Annotated in this window: 25 protein-coding genes and 2 tRNA genes; 14 read left to right on the top strand and 13 right to left on the bottom strand. The window is 68.2% G+C overall.

Annotated elements, in window-relative coordinates:
• The first annotated feature begins 253 nt into the window (after positions 1-253).
• The 3 genes from Sp245p_RS07585 to Sp245p_RS07575 all read left to right on the top strand — a co-directional run bounded on the left by Sp245p_RS07585 (position 254) and on the right by Sp245p_RS07575 (position 3,297).
• Positions 254-766 (top strand): flagellar basal body-associated FliL family protein, encoded by a 513-nt coding sequence (locus tag Sp245p_RS07585; RefSeq protein WP_014240664.1) that lies wholly within the window; start codon positions 254-256, stop codon positions 764-766.
• 112 nt (positions 767-878) lie between these two features.
• Complete coding sequence (gor, locus tag Sp245p_RS07580; RefSeq protein ID WP_014240663.1) at positions 879-2,231, top strand: glutathione-disulfide reductase; 1,353 nt, start codon at positions 879-881, stop codon at positions 2,229-2,231.
• 169 nt (positions 2,232-2,400) lie between these two features.
• The gene (locus Sp245p_RS07575) at positions 2,401-3,297 is read left to right on the top strand and encodes a manganese catalase family protein (RefSeq protein ID WP_014240662.1); all 897 of its coding nucleotides are present in this window, start codon (positions 2,401-2,403) and stop codon (positions 3,295-3,297) included.
• A gap of 61 nt (positions 3,298-3,358) precedes the next feature.
• On the opposite strand, the gene Sp245p_RS07570 is transcribed toward Sp245p_RS07575, so the two are convergent.
• The gene (locus tag Sp245p_RS07570) at positions 3,359-4,708 is read right to left on the bottom strand and encodes an AmpG family muropeptide MFS transporter (protein WP_014240661.1); all 1,350 of its coding nucleotides are present in this window, start codon (positions 4,706-4,708) and stop codon (positions 3,359-3,361) included.
• Between the two features lie 217 nt (positions 4,709-4,925).
• On the opposite strand from Sp245p_RS07570, the gene Sp245p_RS07565 reads away from it, so the two are divergent.
• Entirely contained in the window at positions 4,926-6,311 is a 1,386-nt protein-coding gene (locus Sp245p_RS07565; protein WP_014240660.1) for a class II 3-deoxy-7-phosphoheptulonate synthase, read from the top strand.
• 141 nt (positions 6,312-6,452) lie between these two features.
• On the opposite strand, the gene Sp245p_RS07560 is transcribed toward Sp245p_RS07565, so the two are convergent.
• From Sp245p_RS07560 to Sp245p_RS07535, 6 genes are all read right to left on the bottom strand, one after another.
• Complete coding sequence (locus tag Sp245p_RS07560) at positions 6,453-6,860, bottom strand: flagellar basal body-associated FliL family protein (protein WP_109138604.1); 408 nt, start codon at positions 6,858-6,860, stop codon at positions 6,453-6,455.
• A gap of 184 nt (positions 6,861-7,044) precedes the next feature.
• Positions 7,045-8,538 (bottom strand): NADP-dependent succinate-semialdehyde dehydrogenase, encoded by a 1,494-nt coding sequence (gene gabD / locus Sp245p_RS07555; protein ID WP_014240658.1) that lies wholly within the window; start codon positions 8,536-8,538, stop codon positions 7,045-7,047.
• A 128-nt stretch (positions 8,539-8,666) separates the two neighbouring features.
• On the bottom strand, positions 8,667-9,557 hold the full coding sequence (gene panC, locus Sp245p_RS07550; protein ID WP_014240657.1) for a pantoate--beta-alanine ligase: 891 nt from the start codon (positions 9,555-9,557) through the stop codon (positions 8,667-8,669).
• A 163-nt stretch (positions 9,558-9,720) separates the two neighbouring features.
• Positions 9,721-9,885, bottom strand: a complete 165-nt coding sequence (locus Sp245p_RS07545; protein WP_014240656.1) for a hypothetical protein — start codon at positions 9,883-9,885, stop codon at positions 9,721-9,723.
• A gap of 231 nt (positions 9,886-10,116) precedes the next feature.
• A tRNA-Val gene (locus Sp245p_RS07540) sits at positions 10,117-10,191 on the bottom strand.
• A 132-nt stretch (positions 10,192-10,323) separates the two neighbouring features.
• Positions 10,324-10,398 (bottom strand) — tRNA-Val (locus tag Sp245p_RS07535).
• A 165-nt stretch (positions 10,399-10,563) separates the two neighbouring features.
• Between Sp245p_RS07535 and Sp245p_RS07530 the strand changes: the two genes are divergently transcribed.
• Entirely contained in the window at positions 10,564-11,451 is an 888-nt protein-coding gene (locus tag Sp245p_RS07530) for a DUF3108 domain-containing protein (protein WP_158310398.1), read from the top strand.
• A gap of 4 nt (positions 11,452-11,455) precedes the next feature.
• Here Sp245p_RS07530 and Sp245p_RS07525 read toward each other — a convergent pair whose 3' ends face one another.
• Both Sp245p_RS07525 and Sp245p_RS07520 read right to left on the bottom strand, forming a co-directional pair.
• Positions 11,456-11,734 carry a hypothetical protein gene (locus Sp245p_RS07525; RefSeq protein WP_014240652.1) on the bottom strand — a complete coding sequence of 93 codons (279 nt, stop codon included), beginning with the start codon at positions 11,732-11,734 and terminating at the stop codon, positions 11,456-11,458.
• A gap of 145 nt (positions 11,735-11,879) precedes the next feature.
• Positions 11,880-12,560, bottom strand: coding sequence for an HAD-IA family hydrolase (locus tag Sp245p_RS07520; RefSeq protein WP_014240651.1), 681 nt, complete (start codon positions 12,558-12,560; stop codon positions 11,880-11,882).
• A 305-nt stretch (positions 12,561-12,865) separates the two neighbouring features.
• Between Sp245p_RS07520 and glmU the strand changes: the two genes are divergently transcribed.
• The gene (glmU, locus tag Sp245p_RS07515) at positions 12,866-14,221 is read left to right on the top strand and encodes a bifunctional UDP-N-acetylglucosamine diphosphorylase/glucosamine-1-phosphate N-acetyltransferase GlmU (RefSeq protein WP_014240650.1); all 1,356 of its coding nucleotides are present in this window, start codon (positions 12,866-12,868) and stop codon (positions 14,219-14,221) included.
• 57 nt (positions 14,222-14,278) lie between these two features.
• The gene (gene glmS / locus Sp245p_RS07510) at positions 14,279-16,105 is read left to right on the top strand and encodes a glutamine--fructose-6-phosphate transaminase (isomerizing) (RefSeq protein ID WP_014240649.1); all 1,827 of its coding nucleotides are present in this window, start codon (positions 14,279-14,281) and stop codon (positions 16,103-16,105) included.
• An 85-nt stretch (positions 16,106-16,190) separates the two neighbouring features.
• On the opposite strand, the gene mepK is transcribed toward glmS, so the two are convergent.
• Complete coding sequence (gene mepK, locus Sp245p_RS07505) at positions 16,191-16,718, bottom strand: peptidoglycan L,D-endopeptidase MepK (RefSeq protein WP_244439297.1); 528 nt, start codon at positions 16,716-16,718, stop codon at positions 16,191-16,193.
• Between the two features lie 493 nt (positions 16,719-17,211).
• Here mepK and Sp245p_RS07500 point away from each other — a divergent pair, with 493 nt between their 5' ends.
• The 4 genes from Sp245p_RS07500 (at position 17,212) to Sp245p_RS07485 (ending at position 19,995) form a co-directional block, all read left to right on the top strand.
• Positions 17,212-18,465, top strand: a complete 1,254-nt coding sequence (locus tag Sp245p_RS07500) for a pentapeptide repeat-containing protein (RefSeq protein ID WP_244439404.1) — start codon at positions 17,212-17,214, stop codon at positions 18,463-18,465.
• An 87-nt stretch (positions 18,466-18,552) separates the two neighbouring features.
• Positions 18,553-18,846 carry a rubredoxin gene (locus tag Sp245p_RS36420; protein ID WP_014240646.1) on the top strand — a complete coding sequence of 98 codons (294 nt, stop codon included), beginning with the start codon at positions 18,553-18,555 and terminating at the stop codon, positions 18,844-18,846.
• A gap of 50 nt (positions 18,847-18,896) precedes the next feature.
• A complete protein-coding gene (locus Sp245p_RS07490) occupies positions 18,897-19,352 on the top strand; it encodes an Lrp/AsnC family transcriptional regulator (RefSeq protein WP_014240645.1) in 456 nt (151 codons plus the stop codon).
• Positions 19,353-19,371: 19 nt separating this feature from the next.
• The gene (locus Sp245p_RS07485) at positions 19,372-19,995 is read left to right on the top strand and encodes a LysE family translocator (protein WP_014240644.1); all 624 of its coding nucleotides are present in this window, start codon (positions 19,372-19,374) and stop codon (positions 19,993-19,995) included.
• A gap of 32 nt (positions 19,996-20,027) precedes the next feature.
• On the opposite strand, the gene Sp245p_RS36235 is transcribed toward Sp245p_RS07485, so the two are convergent.
• Complete coding sequence (locus Sp245p_RS36235) at positions 20,028-20,156, bottom strand: hypothetical protein (protein WP_256380053.1); 129 nt, start codon at positions 20,154-20,156, stop codon at positions 20,028-20,030.
• Positions 20,157-20,479: 323 nt separating this feature from the next.
• Here Sp245p_RS36235 and Sp245p_RS07480 point away from each other — a divergent pair, with 323 nt between their 5' ends.
• Positions 20,480-21,526, top strand: a complete 1,047-nt coding sequence (locus Sp245p_RS07480; RefSeq protein ID WP_109138602.1) for a patatin-like phospholipase family protein — start codon at positions 20,480-20,482, stop codon at positions 21,524-21,526.
• 6 nt (positions 21,527-21,532) lie between these two features.
• Here Sp245p_RS07480 and Sp245p_RS07475 read toward each other — a convergent pair whose 3' ends face one another.
• Entirely contained in the window at positions 21,533-22,492 is a 960-nt protein-coding gene (locus Sp245p_RS07475; protein ID WP_014240641.1) for an SAM-dependent methyltransferase, read from the bottom strand.
• Between the two features lie 9 nt (positions 22,493-22,501).
• A complete protein-coding gene (locus Sp245p_RS07470) occupies positions 22,502-23,479 on the bottom strand; it encodes an alpha/beta hydrolase family protein (protein WP_041811093.1) in 978 nt (325 codons plus the stop codon).
• 201 nt (positions 23,480-23,680) lie between these two features.
• On the opposite strand from Sp245p_RS07470, the gene Sp245p_RS07465 reads away from it, so the two are divergent.
• Both Sp245p_RS07465 and Sp245p_RS07460 read left to right on the top strand, forming a co-directional pair.
• Complete coding sequence (locus Sp245p_RS07465) at positions 23,681-23,947, top strand: (2Fe-2S)-binding protein (RefSeq protein WP_014240639.1); 267 nt, start codon at positions 23,681-23,683, stop codon at positions 23,945-23,947.
• A gap of 513 nt (positions 23,948-24,460) precedes the next feature.
• Complete coding sequence (locus Sp245p_RS07460; RefSeq protein ID WP_014240637.1) at positions 24,461-24,781, top strand: hypothetical protein; 321 nt, start codon at positions 24,461-24,463, stop codon at positions 24,779-24,781.
• Positions 24,782-24,807 lie beyond the last annotated feature (26 nt).

Genomic DNA, 24,807 nt, shown 5'->3' with positions numbered 1-24,807 from the left:
CCTCCGGTGGAAGAGGCTTCATCCGCTTCGGCCAACCGCCGCAAGCAATGGTGATTTACCGAAAATACAATACGAAATCCGGCGCATTTCAAACACAAAGAAGCTGAGAAGAGATGCGCAGTTCCTGACTGTAATGCGCTGTCATCAAAAAGTATAAAATACCTGTATTTGACGACTTCCTTTTACCCATCCACCATACACCCAAGAACAGGCACCACCCCCTTTCGGTGCCGGGAAAAGCGACGAGGTCGGCATGAGCCGGACAATCCGCCAGAACGCGCCGAACATTGCGGCAGGCCCCTCGACGGCAGCCCCCTCGACGCTGGATCGCCTGAGCCGGCGGGTGGTGGTCGGGCTTCTCTGCACCATGGCCGGGCTGGCCGCCGCGGGCACCGGCGGGGCCTTCCTGCTGAAGCCCGGCACGGCGCAGGCCGGGCGCGTGGTGGGGGACACGCTGCGGACCGCCGCCAATTACGCGCGGCTGCCGGCGATGATCTTCACGCTGAGCGACGGCGACCGGCTGCGCGAGCTGCGGGTCCGCGTGGTGCTGGACATGGAGCCGACCGCCCCGGTCAAGACGGTGGAGAGCTATGGGCCACGGATCGCCAGCGCCATGACCAACGTGATGCTGGACACCGACCCCGGCGAGCTTCGCGGGCGCAACGGCGCCTTCTACATCAAGGACGCGGTGATGCGCACCGCCGCGAAGGAACTCGGCGCGATGAAGATCCGGCAGGTGCTGGTCCAGGAACTCGTCATGCGCTGAGGGAAAGCCAGCCAGCCGCCCTGATCCGCCATCTCGGCCAACGCTCGACAGGCGTTCCGGAATGGGGAACACTCCTGTCCCGTTCGGATCTTGGGATTGCAAGGAGACGGCCGTGGCCGAGTTCGATTTCGACCTGTTCACCATCGGTGCCGGCTCCGGCGGCGTCGCGGCCAGCCGGCGGGCCGCGGCCATGGGGGCCAAGGTCGCCATCTGCGAAGGCAGCCGGGTCGGCGGCACCTGCGTCATCCGCGGCTGCGTGCCGAAGAAACTGCTGGTCTACGCCGCCCAGTTCCGCGACGCCTTCGAGGACTCCAGCGCCTATGGCTGGTCCACCACCATGCCGGCCTTCGACTGGGCGACGCTGATAGGGCGCAAGGACGCGGAGATCGACCGGCTGAACGGCATCTACATCAAGATGCTGGAGAACTCCGGAGTCACCCTGCACACCGGCTTCGGACGGCTGATCGACCGCCACACGGTGGAGGTCGCCAACCAGCGCTACACCGCGAAGAACATCCTGGTCGCCACCGGTGGCTGGCCGGCGCTGCCCAAGATTCCGGGGATCGAGCACGCCGTCACCTCCAACGAGGCGTTGCAGCTCGGCACCCTGCCCCACTCCGTCATCATCCTGGGCGGTGGCTACATCGCCGTGGAGTTCGCCGGGATCTTCCGCGGCCTGGGCGCCGAGGTCACGATCATGATCCGCGGCGAGGAGCTTCTGAACGGCTTCGACGACGACATCCGCGTCGCCCTGGCCCAGGAGATGCGCAAGCGCGGCATCACCATCCTCACCCGCACCCAGCCGGTGAAGGTCGAGGATGGCCCCGGCGGCTTCACCGTCACCGACCAGCTGGGGCGGGAGCATTCCGCCGGCCTCGTCATGGCGGCGACCGGGCGCCGTCCCAACACGCGCGACCTCGGGCTGGAGGCCGCCGGCGTCGCGCTGGACGACGCCGGGGCGATCCGGGTGGACGAGTATTCGCGCACCAGCGTGGACAACATCTTCGCCGTCGGCGACGTCACCGACCGCATGGCCCTGACCCCTGTCGCCATCGCCGAGGGGCGGGCCTTCGTCGAGACGCTGTTCAACGACAACCCGACCAGCATCAGCTACGCCAACATCCCGACCGCCGTCTTCTCCATCCCGCCGCTCGGCACCGTCGGCCTGACCGAGGCGGAGGCGCGGGCGAAATTCGCGACGGTGGACATCTACAAGGCGGGCTTCCGCCCGATGAAGCACACCATGTCGGGCCGCGACGAGCGCGTCCTGATGAAGCTGGTTGTGGACGGCGAGAGCCAGCGCGTGCTCGGCTGCCACATGATGGGCATGGACGCGCCGGAGATCGTCCAGGGGCTGGGCATCGCCCTGAACTGCGGCGCCACAAAGAGAGATTTCGACCGCACCATCGCCCTCCATCCGTCTACCGCGGAGGAGTTCGTCCTGATGCGCGAGAAGGTGTCCTGACGATCGGACATAAAACCAAAGGTCAGGAGCCTGATTTCCTGGAACGCTTCTAAGAAGCCTGTGTTGAGGGCACACGACGATGGCGGCGGCGATCACGGCGGCGGTCAAGCACCCCCGCGGAAGCCGTCGCCTCCCATCCTTCATCCAGGCAGCGGGAGGGCTCCTACGCATGTTCATGCACAACAAGAACCTGATGTACACGGTCCGCGTCGCCGAACCGGACCCGAAGCTGGCCAGCCTGATGCTGGAACAGTTCGGCGGTCCCCAGGGCGAGTTGGCGGCGGCCTTGCGCTACTTCACGCAGGGCCTTTCCGACGAGGACCCGGGCCGCAAGGACATGCTGATCGACATCGCGACCGAGGAACTGAGCCATCTGGAGATCATCGGCAGCATCGTCGCCATGCTGACCAAGGGCGTGAAGGGCAAGCTGGCCGAGGGCGCCGAGGAGGTCACCGACCTCTACGCCGACATCGCCAAGGGCAACGGCAGCCACACGCTGGCCCTGCTCTACGGCGGCGGCCCGGCCCTGACCAACTCCGCGGGGCAGCTGTGGACCGGCGGCTACATCGACAGCATCGGCGAGCCGACCGCCGACCTGCGCTCCAACATCGCCGCGGAATCGCGGGCCAAGATCATCTATGAGCGCCTCATCAACATCACCCCGGATCCGGGCGTGAAGGACGCGCTGACCTTCCTGATGACCCGCGAGGTGGCGCACCAGAAGATGTTCGAGAAGGCGCTCTATTCCATCGAGAACAACTTCCCGCCGGGCAAGCTGCCGGGCAACCCCGAATACACCGACAAGTACTACAACATGAGCCAGGGCGACGGCGACATGCGCGGCCCGTGGAACCAGGGCGAGCAGTGGGAGTTCGTGAACGTCACCCCCGACCAGGGCCCGGTCAGCGGCGGTGACGGCAACCCCTCGGTCCGGCTGGCGGCGGAAGAGATGAAGGCCGTCAACGAGGCCGCCAAGCGCACCATGTCGCGCACCGACGTGAACCCGGTGACGGGTGCCGACCTCGGCGCCGGCCCCGGCTCCGGCAAGATGACCCCGGTGAAGTAACCCCTAACGCCCCAATTCCCCTCCCCCGCCCAGCGGGGGAGGGCCAGGGTGGGGGCAAGTCTCACGTTCCGGCCTTCACGACCGCCTCGTCCCGCCTTGGCCGCGTCATCAGCCACAGCAGAACCAGCAGCCCCGGCACCGCCCCGCCGGTGGACAGCAGGAAGAAGCTGCTCCAGTCCATCCGCTCGGCCAGCCAGCCGGACGACGCCCCGAACAGGTCCCCGCCCAGCTTGTAGAAGCTGCTGAGCAGCGCGTATTGCGTGGCGGTGTAGGCCGTGTTGCACAGGCTGGACAGGTAGGCGACGAAGGCCGCCGTCGCGATGCCGCCGCAAACATTCTCCAGCGCCACCGTCACCGCCAGCGCCGACACGTCGTGCCCGACCTGCGCCAGCATGACGTAGCCGAGGTTGGACAGCATCTGCATCAGCCCGCCGACCAGCAGCCCGCGCAGCACGCCGATGCGCCCGACCAGCACGCCGCCGATCAGCCCGCCGATGATCGTCGCCCATAGGCCGAACAGCTTGGTGACGTTGGCGATCTCCGTCTTCTCGAAGCCGAGATCGACGTAGAAGGGCGCCGACATCACCCCCGCCAGCACGTCCCCCAGCTTGTAGCAGGCGATGAACAGCAGGACCGCCGCCCAGGACGGGCGCGTCATGAACTCCACGAAGGGCGCCACGACGGCGCCGTAGATCCAGGCCAGCAGGTCCGCCTTCCAGCCCGTCAGGTGCGGGCGGGCGGCCAGCCAGTCGGCCACATGCTGCTCCCGCGCCTTGGACTCCGCGGTGTCCGCGACCTTCGGCTCGCGGTTCAGCAGGATCGTCACCATGCCGACCGCGACCAGCCCGGCCATGACGTAGTAGGCGACATGCCAGCCGAAGAACTCCGCGAGGTACAAAGCCCCCGCCCCCGCCGCCAGCATGCCGAAGCGGTAGCCGAGCACGAGGATGGCCGCACCCGCGGCCTGCTGGTGCTCCTCCAGAACCTCGACGCGGTAGGCGTCGACCACGATGTCCTGGCTGGCCGAGAAGAAGGCGACGACCACGGCCAGCATGGCGGTCCACCACATGTCCGTGACCGGGTTGGTGCTGCCCAGCCCGATCAGGGCCGCCATCAGCCCGGCCTGCGCCACCAGCGCCCAGCCGCGCCGCCGCCCGAACAGGCGGGTCATCACCGGCAGGCGCAGCCGGTCGATCAGCGGCGCCCAGACGAACTTCAGCGCGTAGGGCATGGTGACCAGCGCGAACAGGCCAATGGCCGTCTTGCTGATGCCGCCCTCGCGCAGCCAGACCGACAGGGTGGACCCGGTCAGCGCCAGCGGCAGCCCTTCCGAAAAGCCAAGAAACAGAATGGCCAGAACGCGCCGGTCAAGATAGACGGAGGCCGCCTGACCCCAGGAGGATGGTTTCACCCGTTCAACCCTTCCGCACACCTGCGTAACCGTCTGTATAGGCTCCAGCCGGATGCCCCGGCCAGCGCGCTTTTTCGGGCGCGACGCCGCATCATCCATTGCGGAAGTTGCGGTCGAAACTATGGAAAAATTTCCCGGCGACCGCTATACAGAGTACCCCTCTGGCCGCCATCCGGCCTTCGAGAGGAACCCTTAGCACAAGGAAAGAGCGGGCGTCATGGTTGAGCGTTGGTCCCCCGACAGCTGGAGGTCGAAGCCGGCGAAGCAGCTTCCGACCTATCCGGACCCGTCCAAGGTCGAAGCGGTCGAGCAGCGCCTGTCCTCCTATCCCCCGTTGGTCTTTGCGGGCGAGGCGCGCCGGCTGAAGGACAGCCTCGCCGCCGCCGCCGCCGGCAACGCCTTCCTGCTGCAGGGCGGCGACTGCGCGGAGAGCTTCGCGGAGTTCCACCCGAACAACATCCGCGACACCTTCCGCGTCCTGCTGCAGATGGCCGTCGTGCTAACCTTCGGCGCCGCCATCCCGGTGGTCAAGGTGGGCCGCATGGCCGGGCAGTTCGCCAAGCCGCGCTCGGCCGACACCGAGGTGCTGGAGGGGATCGAGCTTCCGTCCTACCGTGGCGACATCATCAACGGCTTCGACTTCACGCCGGACGCCCGCGTTCCCGACCCGGAGCGCATGATGCAGGCCTACACCCAGGCCGCCGCCACGCTGAACCTGCTGCGCGCCTTCTCGCAGGGCGGCTACGCCGACCTGCACAAGGTGCACCAGTGGACGCTGGGCTTCGTCGAGCGCTCCCCCGCCGGTGAGCAGTTCCGCGAGATCGCCAACCGGCTGGACGAGACGCTGGGCTTCATGGCGGCCTGCGGCATCACCGCCCAGACCACCCCGCAGATCCGCGAGACCGAGTTCTTCACCAGCCACGAGGCGCTCCTGCTGCCGTTCGAGCAGGCGATGACCCGCGTCGACAGCACCACCGGCGACTGGTACGACGTCTCGGCCCACATGCTGTGGATCGGCGACCGGACCCGCCAGCTGGACGGCGCGCATGTGGAGTTCCTGCGCGGCGTGAAGAACCCGATCGGCCTGAAGTGCGGCCCGACGACCGATCCGGACGAGTTGATCCGCCTGATCGACCTGCTGAACCCGACCAACGAGCCGGGCCGCCTGACCCTGATCGTCCGCATGGGCGCCGACAAGGTGGCGGAGAAGTTCCCGCCCCTGCTGCGCAAGGTGCAGCGCGAGGGCCGCGTCGTCGTCTGGTCCAGCGATCCGATGCATGGCAACACCGTCAAGTCCTCCAGCGGCTACAAGACCCGCCCGGTGGAGAAGGTGCTGTCGGAGGCGCGCGACTTCTTCGCGGTGCACGAGGCCGAGGGCACCCACGCCGGCGGCGTCCATTTCGAGCTGACCGGCCAGGACGTGACGGAGTGCACGGGTGGCGCCCAGGCGATCACCGACCACAAGCTGGCGCTGCGCTACCACACCGCCTGCGACCCGCGGCTGAACGCCAGCCAGGCGCTGGAACTGGCCTTCCTGCTGGCCGAAGAGTTGAAGCGCGCCCGTCTGAAGCGCGACGCCGACCGCCGCGCGGCGGCGGAGTAAGGCGTTTTCCCTGGGGCGCCGCTTGCCCCCACCCCGACCCTCCCCCACTTTCGCAGGGGAGGGTGCCTTCTGCAAAGCGGCGTCCGTTCCCTCCCCTGCGAAGCGGGGGAGGGTTAGGGTGGGGGCAAGCGATGCCACCAGCTACCGCACCACCATCCGCTCCAGCAGCACCTCGCGCACGCGAATGGCCTGCGCCTCGCGCTTCATCACGCTCGCCACGGTGCTCTTGATCAGGTTGGCGCCCTCGGCCCCGTTCAACTGGCCCGGCTCGATCTGGCGCAGCCGGTCGGCCATCTGGTCGGCGATGCGCGGAACGAAGGGCATAGCCGGGTTCGGGTCCCCGGTGGGCTCGATCTCCAGCAGCACGCGGATGTCCACCAGACGCGCGTCGCTGCCGCCCAGCGTGAAGGTCATCGTCGGCAGGGACGCGTAAGTCTTCTGCGCCTTGCGGTCGCCACCGGCGCTTCGCGTACCGGATTTGGCGGAGACCACCGTCCAGGTGCCCAACGCGGCGAGCAGCACCAGAAACACCGCGACGAGGACAGGCATCAACGACACCGATTCCCCATCGGAGCGCCGCAGCAGGAACCGCACGGGCCGCCTTTCCCCCATCATTCCCCGGATGGGGCATGGGCATATTTAACGATGATTTATCCTAGATAAAAAAACGGGACCGGTCAAAGCGCGTCGCGCGACCAGCCCCGCTTTTTTACTTGAAATCAGCGCCCGGCATTCAGCCGCCGATGCCGCCCATGCACAAATACTTGATTTCCAAGTAATCCTCGATGCCGTACTTGGAACCCTCGCGGCCGATGCCGCTTTCCTTCATGCCGCCGAAGGGGGCGACCTCGGTGGAGATGATGCCCTCGTTGATGCCGACGATGCCGTATTCCAGCGCCTCCGCCACCCGCCAGACGCGGCCGATGTCGCGGCTGTAGAAATAGGCGGCCAGACCGAATTCGGTGGCGTTGGCCATGCGCACGGCCTCCTCCTCCGTCTCGAAGCGGAACAGCGGGGCGACCGGGCCGAAGGTTTCCTCGCGCGCCACCTTCATCGCCGGAGTCACGTCGGCGAGGATGGTCGGCTCGAAGAAGCTGCCGCCCAGTTCGTGCCGCTTGCCGCCCAGCACCACGCGCGCGCCCTTCTCCGTGGCGTCGCGGATGTGGTCCTCGACCTTCTCCACCGCCGCCATATCGATCAGCGGCCCTTGCTGCGCCCCTTCGGTGGTCAGGCCGGGACCGACCTTCAGCGCCTTCACCGCCTCGGCCAGCTTGGCCGCGAAGGCGTCGTAAACTCCCGACTGCACCAGCAGACGGTTCGCGCAGACACAGGTCTGGCCGGTGTTGCGGTACTTCGACGCGATGGCCCCCTTCACCGCCTCGTCAAGGTCGGCGTCGTTGAAGACCAGGAAGGGCGCGTTGCCGCCCAGTTCCAGCGACACCTTCTTCACCGTGCCGGCGCATTGGGCCATCAGCTCCTTGCCGATCTCGGTGGAGCCGGTGAAGGTCAGCTTGCGCACCGTCGGGTTTCCGGTCATCTCGCCGCCAATGGCGCGGGCGGAGCCGGTGACGACGCTCAGGATGCCCGCCGGAATGCCCGCCCGCTCCGCCAGCACCGCCATGGCGAGCGCGGTCAGCGGGGTGGCGGTCGCCGGCTTGATGACCATCGGGCAGCCGGCGGCCAGCGCCGGGCCGGCCTTGCGGGTGATCATCGCCGCCGGGAAGTTCCACGGCGTGATGGCGGCGGTGACGCCGATCGGCTCCTTGGTCACGACGATGCGGCGGCCCGGCAGATGCTGCGGGATGGTGTCGCCGTAGACGCGCTTGCCCTCCTCGGCGAACCATTCGATGAAGGACGCGGCGTAGGCCACCTCGCCCCGCGCCTCGGCCAGCGGCTTGCCCTGCTCAGCCGTCATGATGCGGGCGATATCCTCCTGGTTCGCCATCATCAGGTCGAACCACGTCCGCAGGGTCTTCGCTCGTTCCTTGGCGGTCAGCGCCCGCCAGGCCGGCCAGGCGCGCTCGGCGGCCTCGATGGCCCGGCGCGTCTCGTCGGCGCCCATCATCGGCACGCTGCCCAGGACGCTGCCGTCGGCGGGGTTGGTCACCTCCACGGTCTTCCCGCTGTCGGCGTCGATCCACCGGCCATCGACGAAGCCCTGGAATCGCAGCAACTCGGCGTCCTTCAACCCAAGACGGCGAGCGGTGTCCACGGAATCATACGGCATGGTGCCTTCCTTCCCTTGGTTCTTGCGCGCAACAGCGCGGTCGCCAGAGAGTATAGGACACCACACCCCCTCTGCGATCCTTCGCGTGGCGGGGGCAGGCGTGCGGACCGGGGATGGAACGCCGGCGGCTACGCCGGAAGGACCGGGACGTTGTCGATCAGGCGGGCCTTGCCCATCCAGGCGGCGGCCAGCAGACGCGCCGGACGCTCCGCGCGGGTCACCGGCACCAGCGTGTCGGCGTCGCGCAGCTCGACATAGTCGATGGAGCCGAAACCGGCGGCGGTGATGCGCGCCCGAACCGCCTCCAGGACCGTCGCGGCCTCCGCCCCGCCGGCTAGCGCCGAGGCGGCGTCGAGGAGCGCGCGGTTCAGCTCCGGCGCGCGGGCGCGCTCATCGGCGGACAGGTAGGCGTTGCGCGAGGACATGGCGAGCCCGTCGGCTTCCCGCACCGTCGGCAGCCCCTCCACCCGCACCGGGATGTCGAGATCGCGGGCGAAGCGGCGGATGACCATGAGCTGCTGGTAGTCCTTCTCGCCGAACACCGCCACGTCGGGCTGGGCCTGCAGGAACAGCTTGGTCACGACCAGGGCGACGCCGCCGAACATCTGGGGCCGGAAGGTGCCGCACAGCCCCTCCGCCGGGCCGCCGACCGAGATGGCCGTGGCGAAGCCCTCCGGATACATCGCGCGCACCGTGGGGGCGTAGAGCAGATGGCAGCCCGCCGAGGCGAGCTTGCGCGAATCCCCGGCCTCGTCGCGCGGGTAGCGGTCGAAGTCCTCGTGCGGGGCGAACTGGGTCGGGTTGACGAAGACGCTGGCGACCACTTGGTCGGCCAGTTCCCGCGCGCGGCGCACCAAAGCGAGATGGCCGTCGTGCAGCGCCCCCATGGTCGGCACCAGGGCCACCGTCTTGCCGTCGCGGTGCCAGGCGGCAACCTGGGCGCGGAGATCGTCCACGCTGCGGACGACCGGCAGGGGCTGTTCCGACTCCGGCAGGCGGGCGGCGGCGAGGGAGGTCATGGCGGGTGCTCCACAGGCGTCATAAACGGCGCTGGGATAAACCGCCGGATCGGCGCTGTCCAGTCATGGAATTAACCGGGCGAGCCCGAATTTGAAATTTTTCCATCCTGCGGGCAAGCCAGCGGGCGGGTCGGACCCTGCGATCCCCCGCCCGCGGGCGGGGTCAGCGCATCAGCGTGACGACGACCAGATAGGTCAGGTTCACCCAGGCGCCGAGCGTGGCCAGGAGGACCAGGGTGGCCGGAGACAGGACCACCGAACCGAGGATCACGACGAGCGCCACGACCAGCAGGCCGAGGGCGAGAAGGGTCACGCGCGTATCTTCCATGTCACTGCTTCCAGATGATTGAGCAAATCGGATGCTGGAAGCGATAAACGAAAACCCCACGGGCTGTAGCTGATCTGAATCAACTGCGGTGGCGTTCGTCTCAAAAAGGCACACGCGATTGGGCAAGGGTATTTTGTGGTGTTGCGTCCAAGCACAGGGCCACGCAACCGGCGCGACAGCCCATTACTGGCGAATTCCAACGATGTCTGGGAGAGGAGGCGGTGTTTGGGATGGTGGGCGCAGTAGGGATTGAACCTACGACCCCACCCGTGTGAAGGGTGTGCTCTCCCGCTGAGCTATGCGCCCATCCCAAAGAAACAACCGCTGACGCACCACAGAGACGACAACGCGAGGCCCGACGGACCCCGATCTTGACCGGCCCATATGGTGGAGGGGATGGTACCATCCGCAAAGCCCATGAACCACCGGACTTTGGGATGGTGGGCGCAGTAGGGATTGAACCTACGACCCCACCCGTGTGAAGGGTGTGCTCTCCCGCTGAGCTATGCGCCCATCCCAGTAAAACCGCGTCGGCATCAGGCTCGTTTCGCTGTCGCGTCGTTGCCACCGCTGCGGTGAGGCGGGTTTCTAAAGGCCCCGACCCCTCCTGTCAAGCACCTGTTTCACACCAATATCAAAGAAGCCCTTCCGCCCGGAGCCCCCGATGAGCCAATGGACATGACGCACCGGACCGCGCTTCCCGCCCAGCTTTCCGCCAGACGTCCCTCGGCCACCCTCGTCACCGGCCTCATCGCAGGAATGTGCGCGGCGTTCGCCGGTCTGTTCTCCCTGCCCGCCCTGGCGCAGCGCTGGCAGTTGGACTACCGCGTCCATGTGGGCGGTGTGGCCGTGCTCGACGCGCGGGCGGAACTGACCCTGACCGAGGGCCGCTACAGCGTCCAGGTCAACGCCGCGACGGACGGCTTTCTGGGGCGCCTGTTTCCCTGGGAAACCCAATCGCTCAGCGTCGGCACGGTCGGGCCGGATGGCGTCGTCCCGATCCGCCATACCCAGTCCGGCGTTCTGCGCGGTTCCCCGCGGACCGTCACCTTGGATTATGGGCCGGACGGCCGCGTCCGCACGCAGGTCTCCCCGCCTCCGCAGGAGGAGGACCGCGACCCCGTCCCCGAGAACCTCACCCGTCAGACCCGCGATCCGTTAAGCGGGGTTCTGGAATTGCTGCTCGCCGGGCTTCGCGGCGAGGGATGCCAGCGCACGGTGCCCATTTATGATGGGCGGCGCCGGTATGACATGATCTTCACGGACCGGGGAATGACCATGGTCGGGGCGTCGCGCCATTCGGTGTTCTCGGGGACGGCGCGGCAATGCCGGGTCTCCCACAAGCCGATCGCCGGCTACGAGCGCACGCCGCGCCAACCCTTCTGGCAGCGCGGCGGAAACCGGGAGGAGCGCCAGCCCGTCGATCTGTGGATCGCTCCGGTGGAGGGGGCCGGCCCGCCCCTGCCCGTCCGGCTGGAAACCGACAGCGGATTCGGCGGCGTCGTCGTCCACCTCATCGCCGCCCGCAAGACCGATCAGACGGCGGAGCGTCCCGCCCCGCCTTGAGGGGTCAGGCGCGCCCGACGCTGCCGCTGCAGGCGGTGGGATGGTACAGCAGTTCGGCCATCGGCCGCTCGGCCAGCGCCTGTTCGCACAGACGGTTGAACTCGGCCATCTTGCGCTGGAGGTCGCTGTGGTGGGCCATCATCCGATCGAAGTCGGCGGTGGCCGAGTCGATCTGGCTGTTGGCCGGGGTAAAGCTGGTGGTGTGGCCTTCGATGGACAGAACGTCGGCGGAGAGGGTGTTGCCGGTCTGGGTCTTACCGGGGAAGGCAAGGATCTGGGCCATCGGGTGTCTCCTTCGCTCACCACCATTCGATGCACCCATCCAACTACATTTACCTTTCGTTAGCCACTGTTAATCTCTCGTTAACCATGACAAGAAGGAGACCTACGGCGAAGCCCTCGCCGGACCCGGCAGCGCGGCCGGCCGTTCAGGCGCCCAGCCGCCGCAGGGCGTCCGGCAGGTCGGCGATGCGGTCGAGCAGGATATCGGCGCCCAACTCCTGCACCGGCATGCGGGGATAACCGTAGGTCATCGCCACCACCGGCACCCCGGCGGCGCGGGCGGCCTTAACGTCGTTGCGGTTGTCCCCCACCATCGCGGCGCTGCCGCCGCCCAGCGCGTCGACGACCCAGGACAGATGGCGCCCGTCGGGCTTCTTCACCGGCAGCGTGTCGCCGCCGGCCAGCGCGCCGAACAGGGCCGACAGGCCCAGCCCGTCCAGCAGCTTCCGGGTGATCCGCTCCGGCTTGTTGGTGCACAGCCCCAGCCTGACGCCACTGTCCGCCAGCACCGCCAGGGTTTCCGGGACGCCGGGATAGAGCACCGGGGGTTCGTCGTCCTGGAAATAGGCGTCGAGATAGTCGGCCAGAGCCGTCTTCAGAGCATCCTCGGTCAGGGCGTCGCCGGTCGCCGCGAAGGCCTGCCGGACGAGGGCGGCCGACCCGTCACCCACCATGCCGCGCACCTGCTCCTCCGTCAGGGTGGGCCGCGCGAACCGGGACAGGGTGCGGTTCAGGACGCGGGTCATGTCCCGCGCGCTGTCGATCAGCGTGCCGTCCAGGTCGAAGACGACCGCGGAAAAGGGAATGGTGGCGGACATGATGGACATCGGCGGACATTCCATGACGGGGCAAAGACGGGCGGATACCTCTTTCGATAGCACGCCCCTCCCCCGGCGGCGAGCCCCTGTTCCGGCAATCCACCCCCGCATAGGCCCTTCGGTGCCGCTGGCGCGGGATGCGTACACCCTCGGGCCGCGTTTTGTGTATGTCAGATTGACACAAAAGTTGACTTGGGGTCCTGGCGTCGGATGTGGCACTCAATGCTTGAGGACAGACCGATTGCCCGGATTTTGATGCGCACGTTTTTCCACCCGTTTGCCATAACCCGTTTCCAATACTGCAGGGATATCCGATGACTCAGCACCGCCCGCTCGCCTGCGTCATTCTCGCCGCCGGCAAAGGCACCCGCATGAAGTCGGACCTGCCAAAGGTCCTGCACCGCGTCGCCGGCCAACCGATGGTCGGCCATGTGCTGTCCGCGGTGAGGGCGCTCGACCCCGATCATGTCGTCGTGGTGGTCGGCCCCGGCATGGACAATGTGGCCGACGCCGTCGCCCCCTACCCCACCGCCGTGCAGCATGAGCAGCGCGGCACCGCCGACGCGGTGCGCGCCGCCTTCGGCCTGCTGGAGGGCTTCGACGGCGATGTGGTGGTGCTCTACGGCGACACGCCGCTGGTCACGCCGGACACGCTGCGCGCCATGGTCGCCGCGCGGCGCCAGCCGAACGACCCGGCGGTCGTCGTGCTGGGCATGCGCCCCGACGATCCCGGCGCCTACGGCCGCCTGATCCTGAACGCCCGCGGCGGGCTGGAGAAGATCGTCGAGTATCTCGACGCCTCGGAGGAGGAGCGCCAGGTCAGCCTGTGCAACGCCGGTCTGATGGCCTTCGACGGCGCGCGGATGTTCGACCTGATCAACCGCATCGGCAACAGCAACGCCAAGAGCGAATACTACCTCACCGACGTGGTGCAGATCGCCCGCAGCAACGGCATGGCCTGCGCCGTGGTCGAGGCCGCCCCGGCGGAGGTCGTCGGCGTGAATTCCCGCGCCGAGCTGTCGGAGGTGGAGAAGCTGATCCAGCGCCGCCTGCGCAAGGCCGCCATGGACAACGGCGCCACCCTGACCGACCCGGACAGCGTCACCTTCTGCGTGGACACCCGCCTCGGCCGCGACGTGATCGTCGGCCCGCATGTGGTGTTCGGCCCCGGCGTGGTCGTCGCCGACCGCGTCGAGATCAAGGCCTTCAGCCATCTGGAGCAGGTGCGGGTGGACAGCGGCGCCCAGGTCGGCCCCTACGCCCGCCTGCGCCCGGGGGCGGAGATCGGCCCCGACGCCCACATCGGCAACTTCGTCGAGATCAAGAACGCGAAGATCGAGGCCGGGGCCAAGGTCAACCACCTGACCTACATCGGCGACGCGCGGGTGGGGGCGAAGGCCAACATCGGCGCCGGGACCATCACCTGCAACTACGACGGCTACGCCAAGAGCCACACCGACATCGGCGCCGGGGCCTTCATCGGCTCCAACACCGCGCTGGTGGCACCGGTCAGGGTGGGCGACGGCGCGATCGTCGGGGCGGGCAGCGTGGTCACCACCGACGTGGAGGGCGACGCGCTGGTCGTGGCGCGCGGGCGCCAGCAGGCTTACACCGGCTGGGCCAAGCGTTTCCGCGAACGGAAGCAAAACGAGAAAGCGAAAAAGGCGTAAGATTGCCCCGGTTGACCGTTCACCCGGCCCCGGCCATCATTCAGGAGTTGCAGGTTCATGTGTGGCATCATCGGCATCATCGGCACGCATGACGCGGCCCCCCGTCTCGTCGAGGGTCTCCGCCGCCTCGAATACCGTGGTTACGACAGCGCCGGCGTCGCCACGCTGGTCAAGGGCGGCATCGAGCGCCGCCGCGCCGAGGGCAAGCTGATCAACCTCGACGCCAAGCTGCGCGAGGCGCCGCTGCCGGGCGTGATCGGCATCGGCCACACCCGCTGGGCCACCCACGGCGGCCCCACCGAGAACAACGCCCACCCGCACGCCACCCACCGCGTGGCCGTGGTGCACAACGGCATCATCGAGAATTACCAGGAGCTGAAGACCGAGCTGATCGAGCACGGCTACGTCTTCGAAAGCGCCACCGACACCGAGGTGATCGCCCACCTCGTCACCTATTACATGGAGAAGGAAGGGCTGGGTCCGGTCGAGGCCGCCGCCGCCTCCTTCAAGCGCTTCACCGGCGCCTTTTCGCTGGTGCTGCTGTTCTCCGGCCAGGAGGACATGCTGATCGGCGCCCGCCACGGCACGCCGCTGGCCGTCGGCTACGGCGAGGGGGAAATGTATTTCGCCTCGGACGCCTTCGCGCTGGCGCCGCTGACCAACCGCATCTGCTATCTGGAGGACGGCGACTGGGTGGAACTGACCCGCACCGCCGCCGTGATCCACGACGCCACCGACGCGGTGGTGGAGCGTCCGGTCAAGACCACAGCCCTGTCCGGCGCCCTGATCGGCAAGGACGGCTACCGGCACTACATGCTCAAGGAAATCTACGAGCAGCCGCAGGTCATCGGCGACACGCTGAACGCCTACATCAACCCGGAGACCGGCCGCGTCACCCTGCCGGAGACCAGCTTCGACATCGCCAAGGCGACGAAGCTGACCATCGTCGCCTGCGGCACCGCCTATTACGCCGGCGTCGTGGCGAAATACTGGTTCGAGACGCTGGCCCGCCTGCCGGTCGAGGTCGACATCGCCTCGGAGTTCCGCTACCGCGAGGCGCCGCTGCCCGAGGGCGGCGTGGCCCTGTTCATCAGCCAGTCGGGCGAGACGCTGGATACGCTGGAGGCGCTGCGTTACTGCAAGCGCCAGGGCCAGAAGATCCTGTCCATCGTCAACGTGCCGGAAAGCACCATCGCGCGCGAATCCGACGCGGTGCTCTACACCATGGCCGGTCCGGAGATCGGCGTCGCCTCGACCAAGGCCTTCACGACGCAGCTGACCACGCTGGCCTGTCTGGCTGTCACGGTCGGCCACGCCCGCGGCGTGATCCCGGCGGAGCGGATGCAGCAGATCGCCCAGGCCCTGCGCGAGGTTCCGGCCCGCGCCGCCGACGTGCTGGCCCATGACGAGCGTCTGCACGAACTGGCGCAGGAGGTCGCGGAGGCCCGCGACGTTCTGTATCTGGGCCGCGGCGCGATGTACCCGCTGGCTCTGGAAGGTGCGCTGAAACTCAAGGAAATCAGCTACATCCACGCCGAAGGTTACGCGGCGGGTGAACTGAAGCACGGCCCCATCGCGCTGATCGACGAGAGCGTGCCGGTGATCGTCCTGGTGCCGTCGGACAACCTGTTCGAGAAGACCGTCTCCAACGTGCAGGAGGTCTGTGCGCGGTCCGGCAAGGTGCTGCTGATCGCCGACAAGAAGGGCATCGACAAGCTGTCCGACAAGGTCCGCTGGTCGCTGGAGCTTCCGGCCTGCGACCCGCTGGTCGCCCCGCTGCTCTACGCCATCCCGGTCCAGCTGCTGGCCTACCACGTCGCCGTGCTGAAGGGCACCGACGTCGACCAGCCGCGCAACCTCGCAAAGTCGGTCACCGTCGAGTAAGGCGACCCAGTCAAACAAGGTTCCGCCAAAGAAAAAGCCCCCGTCCGACCGGCGGGGGCTTTTTCGTTTCCTCGCGGAGGCCCGGTCAGGATGCCCACTGGCGCTTTGGACCGACGTCCACATGGACGAAATTGCTCTCTGGGTAATAGCCCACCCCGCCCCCGCGCAGGCTGAGCGCCGCGCGTTGCAGGGTGCGCAACGGCAGACCGGGCACCCGCAGGTCGATGGCCTTGCCCTGCATGTGGAAGCTGTTCTGGGCGACGCCGCTGCCGTCCTGTTCACGCAGCCACGCGTTGGATTCGGGGGAGCGGTAGCCGGAGATGATGTGAACCGGCGTCTTGCTGCCGACCTTGCGGGTCAGGGCGTGCAGCAGGTCCAGCAGCTTTGGATCGATGGGATGCACCGCACCGGTGCGGTGGTCGCGCAGGAGGTGGTTGATCTCGCGCAGGCCGTCGCGCTGGTAGCGGCCCTTGGACCAGTATTCCGCCCGCACCCGCTCGCCGGTGTGGAGGTTGAGCAGGACCAATTGCCGCGGCGGGGCGCGCAACGCCGCCTCCGACACCTCCGGTGCCATCACCATCCCGGCGGCGGCCGTCGCCAGACCGATGCGCAACAGTTCCCTCCGGCCGAGCTTGGCTGCTGGGGTCGGTTGGAATTTGGCCTCGGTCATCATGCCTCCATGGGGTCCCGAACGGGGCTGCGCGCAGAGCACCCCCTTTTTGTCCGATGACTTTTGGCGGCAGAGCCCCCGCTTCTGTCAAGAAACCAATGGTTAATGTCTTTAAAAGGCCCGTGTTTCCTAGGCTTGCCAGGGCGGTCGCGCGATGGTCGGCAAGGTGATGGGTGCGTTACAGCGCTGAAACACAGCGGACCACGCTTCCGATTCGCCAGAGTCCCCGCCGGAACCGATCGTGACAAGGTCAGGGCAAAAAAACGGCAACCATAAGAGGTACTGCCGCGATCTTTACCGTTTAGCCTTCGGTAAGGAATCTACCCCCATAGTTTGGATAGTGAAAACAACCCCCGTCAGATTCCTGCCCGTGTCCCCCGTCGCCACAGCCCCTGCGCCGGCACCCTCCTATCTTCGGCCCGATCAGTTGGCCGAAGTGCTGGACCGGCACGCCCGTTGGATCAAGGGCCAGCCGGGCGGTGCGCGCGCCAATCTGGCGCTGGCCGACCTGGAGGGCGCCGACCTGGCCCAGCGCGATCTGCGCGGCGCCCGGCTGGTCGGGGCGAAACTGGCGCGCTGCCGGCTCAGCGGCACCAATCTGGCTGGCGCCGACCTGTTCGGCGTGGATCTGCGCGATGCGGACATCACGCGCGCCAATCTCATGCAGACCGATCTGCGCGGTGCCCGCTTGCGCTCTGCCGATTTCTCGAACGCCAATCTGCGCGGTGCCGATCTGCGCGCCGGAACACTGGAACCGGGTGGCGCCGCCCGCCGCGGAACAGGCTCGGACGCCCATCCAGACGCCCAGGACGCCGAAGCCACCCGGCAAGCCCACCGGACCGCCCTGGCCCGCCTTCAGGGCGGCGCCACGGCGGAGGGCGGCATTCCGACCGACCTGACCGGCGCCGTGCTGGCCGGTGCCAACCTGACGGAAGCCGACTTGTGCGGGGCGGTGCTTCAGAACGCCGACCTGACCGGCGCGGTGCTGACCGACGCCAACCTGTCGGGCGCGCGGCTGAACGGGGCCAACCTGACCGGCGCCCTGCTGGACGGCGCCACCTTCGACAACGCCGATCTGGTCGGCACGCGGATGGTCGATTGCGACCTCTCGCAGGCCAAGCTCGGCTCCGCCTGCCTGACCCGCCCGATCGACAGCATGGGGTCGGAAATCCAGCGGGCGATCTTCGACCATGAGCGTTGGATCGACAGCGTCGGCCAGCGCGGCGAGCGCGCTGAACTGGACGGCACCGACCTCAGCCGTGCCGACCTGCGCGGCGTCAATCTCAGCGCAGCCTCGCTGCGCGGCGCCAACCTGTCCGACGCGGCGCTGACCGGCGCCCGGCTGATGATGGCCGACCTGTCCGGCGCCAATCTGGAGCGCGCAAACCTGATGGGGGCCGACCTGTCCGGCGCCAACCTCAGCTTCGCCCGGCTGACCGGGGCCGACCTGACGCGGGTCAACCTCGGCCCGGCGGAAATCAAGGACCCCAGCGGGCGTCCCACCGGCCGTTCCTGGGCCGCCAATCTGATGGGCGCCGACCTGCGGCAGGCCATGCTGACCGATTCCCGCATGGTTCAGGCGAACCTGACCGACGCCGATCTGGAAAGCGCCGACCTGGACGGAGCGGATCTGGCCGGCGCGAAGCTCCAGCGCGCGCATCTCAAGGGCAAGGTGCCGCGGCGGCGCTGACCCGCTCCGCTTCGCTCCACGACCGTCATCATCCCGCAAAGGATCGCGGGGCATAGTGCGGCACCTCGATCCGCCGGATGGTCCGCCATGCCCACCCTTCCCCACCCCCTTCCCCGTTTCCTCCAGCGGCGTGGCGCCTTGCGCCTGATCCCTGCCGTCATCCTTGCCCTGTTCGTCCGCCCCACGCGGGCCGAGGACCCGCGCCTGTCCGAAATCTGGCGGTGCGGCGGCGGCGACTGCCCCGGCTACGAGTATCACCCCCGCGACGGCGACCCGGAGCACGGCGCGCCGGCAGGCACCGCCTTCCAGGACTTGCCGACGGACTGGTTCTGCCCGCGCTGCGGCGCCGGCAAGCCGGATTTCCGCCGGATGGGCGGCTGATCGGAGAATTGGCCTTGCCGTCGCCCGCATAATCGGCAATTATTTCGGTTATGGACGACACAGACCGCAAAATCATCGCGCACATCCAGCAGGATGGACGCGCTTCCTACGCCGACATCGGAACGGCGGCCGGACTCTCGGTGTCCGCCGTGAACGAGCGGCTGAAGAAGCTGCAAGCCAACGGCGTGATCCAGGGTTGGGGGGCAAGGCTGTCGCCCAAGGCCGCCGGGCTGGACGTGCTGGCCTTCGTCGAGGTGCTGCTCGACCGTCCGGAGCATGACGCGCCCTTCCGCGACGCCATGCGCGCCACGCCGGCGGTCCAGGAGTGCCACCACGTCACCGGGGGCTGGTCCTATCTGCTCAAGGTGCGCGTGGCGAACACGGAAGCGCTGGAGCGCTTCCTGTCCGACCGGCTGAAGGCGCTGCCCGGCGTCGCGCGCTCCCACACCGTGATCGCGCTCTCCTCGGTCAAGGAAACGCCGATCCTTCCCATCGCTTCAGATTGAGCCACCCGGAGCACCCGCCATGGACACGCTGCCCGCCCTGCTCAAGGGCCTGATCATCGGCTTCAGCATCGCCGCCCCGGTCGGGCCGATCGGGCTTCTGTGCATCCGGCGCACCCTGGCCGACGGGCCGGCCCACGGCTTCGTCAGCGGGCTGGGTGCTGCCAGCGCGGACGCGGTCTATGGCGCCATCGCCGGCTTCGGGGTGGTTCTGGTCACCGACGCGCTGCTGGGCGCGCAGGTGGCGCTGAAGCTGGTCGGCGGGCTGATGCTGCTGTGGCTGAGCTGGAGCACCCTGCGCGCCCGTCCGGCGGAGCGCGCCGCGGACGCCCGCGGCGGCGGCGGTCTGGCCGGAGCCTACGCCTCCACCTTCGCGCTGACCCTCGCCAATCCGGCGACCATCCTCAGCTTCGCCGCGGTGTTCGGCGGGCTGGGCGTGTCGGCGGGCGACGGGAGCAGCACCGGCGTGGCCGCCCTGCTCGTGGCGGGCGTGTTCACCGGGTCGGCGATGTGGTGGTTGGGGCTCAGCGCCTCGGTCGGGGCGTTCCGGCGCCGGGTCACGCCCGCCGCCATGCTGTGGATCAATCGCGCCTCGGGCGCGGTGCTGGGAGGGTTCGGGATCGCGGCCCTCGTCTCCCTCCTGTGAGGGGACGGGATACGCCGGTCACCCGGAGCAGATCAGAACAGAATGGTCACCGGGCCGCCCAGCGCGACCGCGGCGACGATCAGGATGGCCACCGCCGTCAGCTTCTCCGCCGCCGACCAGCGCTGCCAATCCTTCTTGAAACTCTTGAGATCCTGGGCCATGGCAACCTCCGCCATCCCTGACTGTCCGTGTTGAGAGCGACATTGGACGCTTCCAGTTGATGTTTGGTTAACGTCGCCCGGAAACTCTTTCATCCATCGCAATGCCACAGGTAATCGGAAGAAAAACTGATGCAAGTCAAATAGAGGGCAAAAGCGGGTACAATTTTCGGCATCCCCCATGAGGAGGCCCCCGGGCGCGTCCCGCGTCCCCCGGATGGAAGGGTTTCCACCGACGGGCCGATGCCCCAAATCCCTTTGGACACCCATCGACGCGTCGGCGCCGGACAAGCCTGACCAAGCCCACAAGACATGAGGTGCTGGCGGTGAGCGGACTGAAGATCGGACTGGCCCTGGGCAGCGGGGCGGCGCGCGGCTGGGCGCACATCGGCGTTCTGCGCGCGCTGGAGGAGATCGGGGTCGAGCCCGACGTGATCTGCGGAACCTCCATCGGCGCGGTGGTCGGCGCGGCCTACCTGACGGACCAGCTGGACGAGTTGCAGGCCTGGGCGCAGAGCATGGGCTGGCTCGGCATGCTCGGAATCATAGACCTGACCTTCCGCCGCGGCGGGCTGCTGGCTGCCGACCGTACCTTCGACCGCTTCCGCAACCACCGCACCGAAGTCACCATCGATCAGCTGCGCAAGCCCTTCGCCGCGGTCGCCACCGACCTCGGCACCGGGCGGGAGATCTGGCTGCGCGACGGGCCGATGCTCAGCGCGGTGCAGGCGTCGGCCGCCATGCCCGGCCTGTTTCCGGCGGTGCGGCGCGACGACCATTGGCTGGTGGACGGCGCGCTGGTCAATCCGGTGCCGGTGTCGCTCTGCCGCGCGCTGGGCGCGGACGTGGTGATCGCGGTCAACCTGAACAGCGAGCTGTCGCCGCTGAGCCGCCCCTCCGGCCGCGGCGCCGCCAAGCTGCGCAAGGCGGCGGAGGCGAAGGCGGCCCAGATGCAGGCGTCTCAGATGCAGGAGGCCCGGATGCAGCAGCCCCAGCCCGTGCCGGAGGTGGCGATGGCCCCGGCGGGGGATGCGACCTCCCCCGTCTTCTCCACCCTGACCTCGCAGATCGCCTCCTGGATGGGGCGGCGCCCGGCGGCGCGCACGCGCTTCCTCGCCGACCAGCTGACGCGCGCCCCGGCTTCCAACGTGCCGCCCAACGTGATGGACGTGATGGCCGGGTCCATCGACATCATGCAGGACCGCATCACCCGCTCCCGCCTCGCCGGCGAGCCGCCGGACGTGCTGATCGCGCCCCGCCTCGCCCACATCGGCATCCTGGAGTTCGACCGCGCGGAGGAGGTGGTGGAGATCGGCTACGGCGCCGCCTCGATCCTCAAGCCGGCGCTGGAACTGGCCCTGCGCCGGGCGTAGCCGCGCTCAGACGGGAGCCGCCGGCCACATCCAGGTCAACTCGTGCTTGTTGTGGTTCAGGTGGAGCACCCGCCCGCCGGGGATCGCGGCGAAGGCGCGGGCCGTCTCGTGGTCCGTCTCGGCCTGGAACTTCAGCGTGCAGATGAAGCGCTTGGCCAGCCCGCTCTCCATCCACTGGTTCACCAGCCGGAGCAGGCGCGTGGGGTAGCAGATCACGTCGCAGCACAGCCAATCCACCGGCCCGACGTCCTGCGGCTTCAGGCCGAAGGCGCTCTCCTGGCGGAACTCGATGCGCGGCAGGGCGGCGATGGCCGGGTCGAGCGGCGCCTTGTCGACGCTGACCACGCTGGCGCCCAGTTCGTGCAGCACCCAGCTCCAGCCGCCGGGGCAGGCGCCGAGGTCGATGCAGCGGTCGCCCGGCCCCGGCTGTTCGCCGAACAGGGTCAGCGCTTCCCACAGCTTCAGATAGGCGCGGTTGGGCGGCACCGTCCGGTTCTCGACGAAGGCGACCTCGCCGTGGCGGTAGGGGCTGGAACAGCGCGCCGCCGCGACGATGGTGTTCTCGTCCAACAGCGTCCAGGAGCCCAGCGGCGCCGTCGGCAACGGCGCCGGGAAGACCACCGGCCTGGCCGAGACGTGGGGCAGGTTGTCCTGGATCAGGCTGGCCCGCCGGTGATGGCGCAACGTCCAGAGCGCCCAGTTGCGCTGGATGGAGCGCAGGGCCCGCGCCCCCTCCTTGATCGACGCGAACTCGATCCGCACCGGGTCGTGCCAGATGTTCTGCGCCCAGGCGGCGGGACGCGCCGGCCCGTCGGCGAAGACCAGCCGGTCCTCCACCGTCGCCACGTCGCCCAGTTCGGCCACGAGGTCCTGAACGAAGCCCTCGGGCGCCAGATAGATGGTCTGCCCCAGGGGGGTCTGCGCCGGGGTCGCGCGGGCGGGTGAACTGTCGGATGAGTCGCTCATGCCGAGGGGCTAGCGCCCCTGGCGTTCGATTGCAAGAGCGCGGTCGAAGAAATCGGCGATCTCCGCGTTCAGTCGCTCGTGGAAGGCCGCCCGATCGAAGCCCGGCGGGTCCCAGGCGGGCGGCCCGACCTCCGCCGCGATGGCCGCCGGAACGGGCATCAGGAAGGCGAAATGCCCGGCGTCGCGCACGACCTCGTACTCGGGAGGCACGGGCAACCGGTCACGCAGGTCCTCGGGCTGGGAAGCCGCGATCTGCTCGTCCCGCTCCGCCCGGTACAGGCGGATGGGGATCGTCACCCCGGCGAGGCCGTCCTTGGAGAAAGGAACGCCGACCGGCGCCATCAGGACGGCGGCACGGATGCGCGGGTCGCGCGCTTCGATGCGGGCCGGCGTCTCCTCGTTCCCAAGATGGCAGAAGCGCTCACCGGCGGGCGGGGTGCGGCAATGGGCGGCGATGCGCGCCAGCTCCGCCACCCCGCCAGCCGCCACCAGAACCGTGTACCCGCCCGCCGAGAAGCCGAGGGCGCCGACGCGTTCGCCATCGAGGCGGCCAGCCAGGTCCGGCTCCGCCAGAACATGGTCGAGCGTGACGGAAAGCTGGGCCGGGCGCTTGCGCCACATCCGCTCCGTGCCGGCGTCCCGGTCGTCGTCGAAGGCGTTGCCCCGGTGATGAACCGCCGCGACCACGTAGCCCCGCCGGGCCAGAGCCATGGCGGTGTCCGCATGGCCGAAGGCGCTTCCCCCGGATCCGTGGGACACGACCACCAGCGGGTGGCGCCCCTCGGCCACCGGCCCGCCTTCCGCCACCTGGAACGTGAAGAGGCCGCGCCGCACCGGCGTTTCCGGCGCGTCCGTCGGATACCAGACCACCGCGCGGGCCATGCCGCCGTCCGCCGGGTCGGTGAAGGCCAGCACGCGCATGCCCACCTCCGCCGCGGCAGCGCCCGCCCAAAGAACCGCGACCCCGGAGGTCAGCAGCCACCCCATTCGCAGCACCGCATCCTCCCACCGCTTGAAGAAAGGCGTCGACGACGGAGGTAGCCGCATCACCCGTTCGCCAGGGCTGTGACATTCCGCCGCAATCCGCTCAAATTTGGCTGTCATGATTCAGATCAATTGACAATCATTCTCAGTCGCAGCACATTGGCCCCAGCAAGACCGCACAACACGCACCGCTGCCGGGGGCCCATGTACGTCTGCATCTGCCACGCGCTGAACGACAAGCAGGTTACCAAGGCGCTGGAGAACGGCGCCCGCACCCCGGCCTCCGTCTTTCGGCATTACGAGCGTCAGGTCCAGTGCGGGAAATGCGTGCCGATGATGCGGGAGATGGCGCAAAGCCATTGCGCGAACCAGTGCCAGGCCTGCCCCAGCCACGCCGCAACGCAGCAGCCAGCCGTGCTGCCGGAGCCGGCCAACGCCGAAAGCTTCCCCTACGGCGTCGCGGCCGAATAACGGGCGCCGCCCTCCCCCTTTCTCCAAGTTACAGCAACAACAGCCGCCAGCCCTTCGACGCGGATGTCTCCCTTAATCCTGAAGTCCGTCGATTTATTTCGAGGCTGGCACACCGTTTTTGTGCCATATTTCTGCCTCTCGGCACCAATCGGCATCTTCCATTAGGCTGCGACAAATCGCCATAGTCTTATACCCCTGGCCCGCTTGACGGGGCGGGGCCGATGATGCAGAAAGAGTCCAGGCGGATTCAAGAAATCCGAAGACTTCGGAGCGGCACGGAACGCTTCCGATTGGGCCGGATACACAAAACGTCAAGTTCTTGGGAACTGGAAATGCCTTTCATACGTCTATGAAAGGTAACCAGACGGATTTCTTATTTTGGCGCCGCAGCAGAGATTTTGTTGCAATGCACAGAATGCGGAAAATGGCATCCGCAGTGCAGCGCTGCCCCCGGACCATAAGCCTGATGATCAGGCGAACGGTCCCCAAGCAATCCGAAGGGAGGAGCGAGAGATGAGCTGCCGCAACCGGCACGCTTACGACGTCGAATGCCGTGACCTTCTCCAGGCAACCGCCGACCGGCTGGACCGGCTGCGGTCGCTGGTGGAACGGTCAGGCCCCGAGGCTCGTGAAGCCATGAGCCGGGAGGACATGGAACGCGCGCTGGACGCCCTGCGCGGCCAGCACAACCGGCTGTGCGCCCGCGTCGAGGCAGCGCGCATCGCCACGGACGATGCCTGGGCCTTTGCCCGCGCCATTGCCGACCAAGCCGCGGAAGAGTTGGTCAGCGGTCTCGACCATATGGAAGCCTGCCTGAGGCGCAAAGCGGCCTGACCGCCAAGAGCCCGGCACCGGACCGC

The sequence above is a fragment of the Azospirillum baldaniorum genome, from assembly GCF_003119195.2.
Classification (GTDB): domain Bacteria; phylum Pseudomonadota; class Alphaproteobacteria; order Azospirillales; family Azospirillaceae; genus Azospirillum; species Azospirillum baldaniorum.
Note: the sequence above shows the minus strand (reverse complement) of the source record. Positions and strands in the feature narration are given on the sequence as shown.